Source organism: Aestuariivirga sp. (genome assembly GCF_044239095.1).
Taxonomy (GTDB): Bacteria; Pseudomonadota; Alphaproteobacteria; order Rhizobiales; family Aestuariivirgaceae; genus Aestuariivirga.
Genome location: NZ_JBIICB010000291.1, coordinates 1 through 5,193 on the forward strand (window position 1 = coordinate 1; position 5,193 = coordinate 5,193).

Genomic DNA, 5,193 nt, shown 5'->3' on the forward strand with positions numbered 1-5,193 from the left:
GCCATTGCCTCCATCGGGTCGTGGATCAACATGGTCAGGGTGTGGTCAAGCAGGGCTTCTCGCGTGTTGTCCATAAGCTGGTGACCAACAGTGACAATCTGGCCCGACTTGCCCTCACTCCGTAGCGCGCGGATCACGCCTGAGATCCCACCGCCTGCCACAAATAGCCCCTTTACATCAGGATGCTCTCTTAGCAGTTTCTCGGTGATCTCCTCGGCCACGGCACTGGTCTCGAAAGTTGATTGTGGTTCGAGGATCGTGAAGTCCGGTGCGAACTCCCGGAAGTAAGAGCGGAAGCCACTCTCATTCGCTTCCTGACAGCGGAACCGATGATTGCCCACCAGAATGGCGACCTTTCCAGGCCCCTTGCAGATGTTCGCGACGGCCCAGGCCGCCGTGCGGCCGACTTTCCAATTGTCTGGTCCCACATAGCTGATGCCCACGCCGAGCGGGGAGATCATGGCAAACACAGGCACCCCGTGCTGCTGCAGGGACTCCACTGCGCCTAGCACGAAGGGATGGACCGATGATACGACGGCGATGGCCTCGCAATCCCGGCCGAGCTGCGTAATTTTCTCTGCAACGTTTTGCGGGCTGAGGTCCTCGGCGAAGGTGATCACGGCCTCTACCTGAGCCTCATCGGTTTGGGAGGCCGCCGACTGAAGGGCCGCACCCAGCATCTGATAGTAATTCCGCGAGGACTGAAGCAGAAGAAAGCCAAAGCGGTACTTGGCTCGCCTTGCATCGAGTTGCGAACGAATGGTGCCCAGCCCGTAGAATCCAAGCCGCTCAGCCGTTTCCTTCACGAGCCTGGCGGTTGGTTCCCGAACCCCTGCCGCTCCCCTTAGCACCCGATTGACCGTCGAGATGGAGACCCCTGCCGCCTCGGCGACATCGGGGATAGTCGGTCGTGCCATTTCATTTCTCCGTTTGTTCGATCATATCTCAATTCGGTTCAGAAAATGAACCGAAAGACACGAAATAAACGAACCACTTCATCTCAAATTGATTCAGGCGTTCCATCGTGTCAACAAAAATGGCCGAACAGAGGTGCTTCAAATGGACGACAGGACATACGGCACGAGAAACAAGCGAGGGGACTGGTCGCCGAAAGACCACCCCCAGACCGCGTTCTTCTGGAGCCGTCCGCTGGACCTCAAATCCTGGGGCAAGTTCCTGGTAGACTATATCTGGCCGTGGAACGCCTTCCATGTGGCGGTGACGCTTCTCTACTGGAAATTCCTCCTCCCCGATTGGGAAACAATGAAGACGCTGAGCTGGGGCTGGGTGCTGTGGCTCTACGCCGTGAACGGCATCGGCATCTTCCTGATGTACGGTTCGATCGAGGCCCTCTACTACTGGAAGCGCAAGCAGGGCACGCGGTTCAAGTACAACGGCAAGTTTCCCTCAGAGCAGCCCTCCGATGTCTTCTGGTTCAAGAGCCAGAACATCGACAATTTCCTGCGCAGCTACCTGTCGGGTATCGTGTTCTGGACGCTGGTCCAGGTCATCCTGCTGTGGACTTATGCCAATGGCTACGTACCTTGGTTAAGCTGGGCGGACAATCCTTGGTACCTCGCAGCACTCGTGTTCATGCTGCCCATGATTCACGAGGTGCATTTCTTCTGCATCCACCGCCTTATCCACACGCCCTTCCTCTACAAGTGGATCCACTCAGTCCACCACAATTCGGTGAACCCCTCGCCGTGGTCGTCGCTATCGATGCATCCGGTGGAGACCTTCCTCTACCACGGCGTGGCGCTCTGGCACCTGGTGATCCCGTCGAACCCGCTGGTGGCCATGTTGCAGCTGAACATGGCGGGATACGGCGCGCTCAACGGTCACATCGGCTTCGAGAAGCTCGAGCTTACCGATGACACCACGCTCGATAGCCACGCCTACCTTCACTACCTGCACCACAAGTACTTCGAGGTGAATTACGGTGGCGACGGCCTCATCCCCCTCGATAAGTGGTTCGGCAGCTGGCACGACGGGTCCAAGGAGGCCCAGGAGCGAATGGACGCGCGCTACGCCAAGAAGGTTGCACGCCTGAACAAGGCCGCAAGCAAGACGGCTGGATAAGAAGCTCAACAAACCCGTCATGGTGACGGAAACACTGGGAGGAAGACTATGAAGAGCATGAAGAAGATGATGGTCGCTGTCGCCGCATTGGCATTTAGTGCGACGACCGCGCTGGCGGCTAACATCGCGGTTGTCGGCGGATCGAATGACGACGCCTTCTGGAACCTGATCAAGAAGGGAATTGATGACGCACGCCTCTCGGTCGAAGCCAACGGTGGCACCGTCAATTACCTGCGCCTCGTGAACTACGACAACTTCGCACCGGATGTGGTGCAGCTCATCCGCACCGCGATCAGCCAGAAGGTCGATGGCCTCGTAATTCCGAACTGGGTGCCCGAAGCTGAAGATCCGGCAATCAAGGACGCGATGGCGGCAGGCATCAAGGTGATCCTGATGAACGCTGGCGGCGCCGAGAAGGCAAAGGAACTTGGTGCCATCAATTACGTGGGCTCAGATGAGTATGTCGCGGGCAAAGCTGGCGGTGACTACTTCGCGTCCAAAGGCAAGAAGAACGTCATTTGCGTCAACACCATTCCGGGCGCAGCCAATCTGGAAGCCCGTTGCAAGGGTGTTGCCGATGGCATTGGCGAGAAGGGTGGCAAGTCAACCCAGTTGCCGCTTCCGTCCTCGAGCTTTGGCAACGCCACCGCTGTTGCTGAGGCCATCAAGGCCGAGCTGATCAAGGACGAATCGATCGATGGCGTCATCACGATTTCCGCGGGCGATGCGGACTCCGCTGCCATCGGTATCCAGCAGGCGGGCAAGGGCGAGGGCACGATGCTTGGTTCCTTCGATCTCAACAAGGCTGGGCTGGATCGCATCAAGGGTGGAAGCCAGGGCTTCGCGATCGACCAGCAGCCCTATCTTCAGGCCTATCTCGCCGTGAGCCTTCTCGCGGCCCATATCGACTTTGGCACCAATCTTCCGACGTTCCCCGTCCTCACCGGACCGGGCATTGTCGACTCCTCGAACATCGACGCCACGCTGAATGGTGTTGCCAAGGGTGCCCGCTAGTCTCGGATAGTGCATGGTCCGCCGGTACAGAACCGGCGGGCCATCTCAGCCTCTGCCTAAGAATTGCTGGCAGCGGATTTCCATGCTGACATTCGGGAATGGGGAGGTTTCATGTCCAGTGGTTCCATGCTCGGCGGGCTCTTGCGCCGCCCGGAAGCGGGCGCGTTTCTCGGCCTTGTCGCCGTGCTTGTCTTCTTCGGTGTGTTTGGTGGACTGACCTTCCTCAAGATTGCCGGCTTGTCGAGCTGGCTCAACGTGGCCGCCAGCTTAGGGATCATTGCAATCCCGGTTGGCCTGCTGATGATCGCGGGTGAACTCGACATCTCAGTCGGCGCCATGGTCCCGGCGGGAGCCATGATGACTGCGGTGATTGGCGGCCATTACGGACTACCTATCTGGGTCGGCATCGCCGCGACCTTGGCGTTCGGCGTGCTGGTTGGCCTGATCAACGGCATCATGGTGATCCGTACCGCGGTGCCCTCGCTGATTGTCACTCTCGGCACCCTGTTTGCTGTGCAGGGCATGCTTCTCGGTCTGACGGTGCTCGTCACGAAATCCACAAACGTTGCCTTGACGACCGAAGGTGCGGCCAAGTCGCTGTTTGGCGACTTCATATCCTTCGGCGGGCTCTTTCCACCCGGCCAGCTGCAGGTCATCGTGATCTGGTGGCTGGCTCTGACAGCCTTCTACGTCTATTTCCTGCACTACTCACGATACGGAAATTGGATCCTGGCGATGGGTGGCGACAAGGTGAGTGCCCGTAACGCTGGGATCCCGACCGACCGCATGACGATACTGCTTTTCGTGTTCTCGGCAGTATCAGCGGCCTTTGTTGGCATGTGTCAGGCGATCTTGTTCAATTCTGCCCAGGTATCAGGCGGCCAGTCCTTCATCTTTAATGCGATCATCGCAGTGGTGGTCGGAGGGGTTTTGCTGACCGGTGGCTTTGGATCGGTGATCGGGATCTTCTTCGGCACGACTACTTTCGCCATCGTCAATCAGGGAATCTACTATACCGACTTCGACCGTAACTGGTCTGCCCTCATCATCGGTGTGCTTCTGCTTGTCGCCGTGCTGATGAATAACACCTTCCGCAAGATGGCGTTGACCTACGCGCCGAAGAAGAAGTGAGGGAAAGATGTCCACTCCCGTTCTCGAACTGCGCAATATCAACAAGTCGTTCGGTCCGATCGACGTCCTGCATGACATCAACATTCAAGTGAAGGCAGGCGAGGTGCTCTGCCTGCTCGGCGACAATGGCGCTGGCAAGTCGACTCTCATCAAGATCATGTCCGGGGTGCACTGGCCTTCTTCTGGAGACATCCTGATGGATGGGCAGAAGGTCCAATTCGAGACGCCGCGGGCGGCCAGCAATCGGGGCATTGCAACGGTTCATCAGTTCGGTGGCACATTTCCCCTGATGAGCATCGGTCGGTCCTTTTTCGTGGGAGTCGAGCCCACCAAGGGATGGGGACCGTTCAAAGTCTATGACCGCAAGAAGGCAAATGAGATTGCGGTCAAGGCGGTACGAGACTTCGGAATAACTCGGATCGATGATGGGGACCGGCTGGTGGGCGGCCTCTCAGGCGGTGAGCGCCAGTCGCTCGCCATTGCGCGGGCAGTCTATTTCGGTGCCCGCGTACTGATCCTTGACGAACCTACGGCGGCGCTGGGCGTCAAGCAGGCGACGCACGTCCTGCGCATCGTCAACGAGGCGAAGAAGCGTGGCCTCGCCGTTATCTTCATTACTCACCAGGTGATGCATGCCATGGCGGTAGGCGATCACTTCGCGGTCCTTATCCGCGGAGCAGTCGCGGCGGACTTCCGCGAGGGGGAAAAGACCCGGGAAGAGATTACCGACCTTATGGCCGGCGGAGAGACCATGGCCGACCTTGAAGCCCAGATTGAAGGCTACATGGCCGAGCATGGTGGACATCCTCCACCGCCGCACTCCTGAACCTCCCCCTGGAAGTGGTTTCGAACAGATCTTCCCGAGCCACATCCTTTTTTACACCAACTATGTCGAGGCATGATGACATTCCAGCTTGCAGCCTGCGCCGAGATGCTGTGGCGCGACAAACCGATCGATTGGCGCGC

The 5,193-nt window shown here is 58.3% G+C and carries 5 protein-coding genes; 4 read left to right on the plus strand and 1 reads right to left on the minus strand.

Features of this window, described 5'->3' with window-relative positions; genetic code table 11:
- The coding region (locus ACILRA_RS19425; protein WP_395663705.1) for a LacI family DNA-binding transcriptional regulator at positions 1 to 917 on the minus strand (917 nt) is incomplete at its 3' end.
- 142 nt (positions 918 to 1,059) lie between these two features.
- On the opposite strand from ACILRA_RS19425, the gene ACILRA_RS19430 reads away from it, so the two are divergent.
- The 4 genes from ACILRA_RS19430 (at position 1,060) to ACILRA_RS19445 (ending at position 5,053) form a co-directional block, all read left to right on the plus strand.
- Positions 1,060 to 2,082: a sterol desaturase family protein gene (locus ACILRA_RS19430; protein WP_395663706.1), complete on the plus strand. Its 1,023-nt coding sequence runs from the start codon at positions 1,060 to 1,062 to the stop codon at positions 2,080 to 2,082.
- 48 nt (positions 2,083 to 2,130) lie between these two features.
- Positions 2,131 to 3,096, plus strand: coding sequence for a sugar ABC transporter substrate-binding protein (locus tag ACILRA_RS19435; RefSeq protein ID WP_395663707.1), 966 nt, complete (start codon positions 2,131 to 2,133; stop codon positions 3,094 to 3,096).
- Between the two features lie 111 nt (positions 3,097 to 3,207).
- Entirely contained in the window at positions 3,208 to 4,227 is a 1,020-nt protein-coding gene (locus ACILRA_RS19440; protein WP_395663708.1) for an ABC transporter permease, read from the plus strand.
- Positions 4,228 to 4,234: 7 nt separating this feature from the next.
- Positions 4,235 to 5,053, plus strand: a complete 819-nt coding sequence (locus ACILRA_RS19445; protein ID WP_395663709.1) for an ATP-binding cassette domain-containing protein — start codon at positions 4,235 to 4,237, stop codon at positions 5,051 to 5,053.
- Positions 5,054 to 5,193 lie beyond the last annotated feature (140 nt).

What these genes read in the sequence shown, in the direction of transcription:
- ACILRA_RS19440 (WP_395663708.1), top strand. Translation starts at nt 3,208, where the DNA reads ATGTCCAGTGGTTCCATGCTCGGCGGGCTCTTGCGCCGCCCGGAAGCG.
- ACILRA_RS19430 (WP_395663706.1), top strand. Translation starts at nt 1,060, where the DNA reads ATGGACGACAGGACATACGGCACGAGAAACAAGCGAGGGGACTGGTCG.
- ACILRA_RS19435 (WP_395663707.1), top strand. Translation starts at nt 2,131, where the DNA reads ATGAAGAGCATGAAGAAGATGATGGTCGCTGTCGCCGCATTGGCATTT.
- ACILRA_RS19445 (WP_395663709.1), top strand. Translation starts at nt 4,235, where the DNA reads ATGTCCACTCCCGTTCTCGAACTGCGCAATATCAACAAGTCGTTCGGT.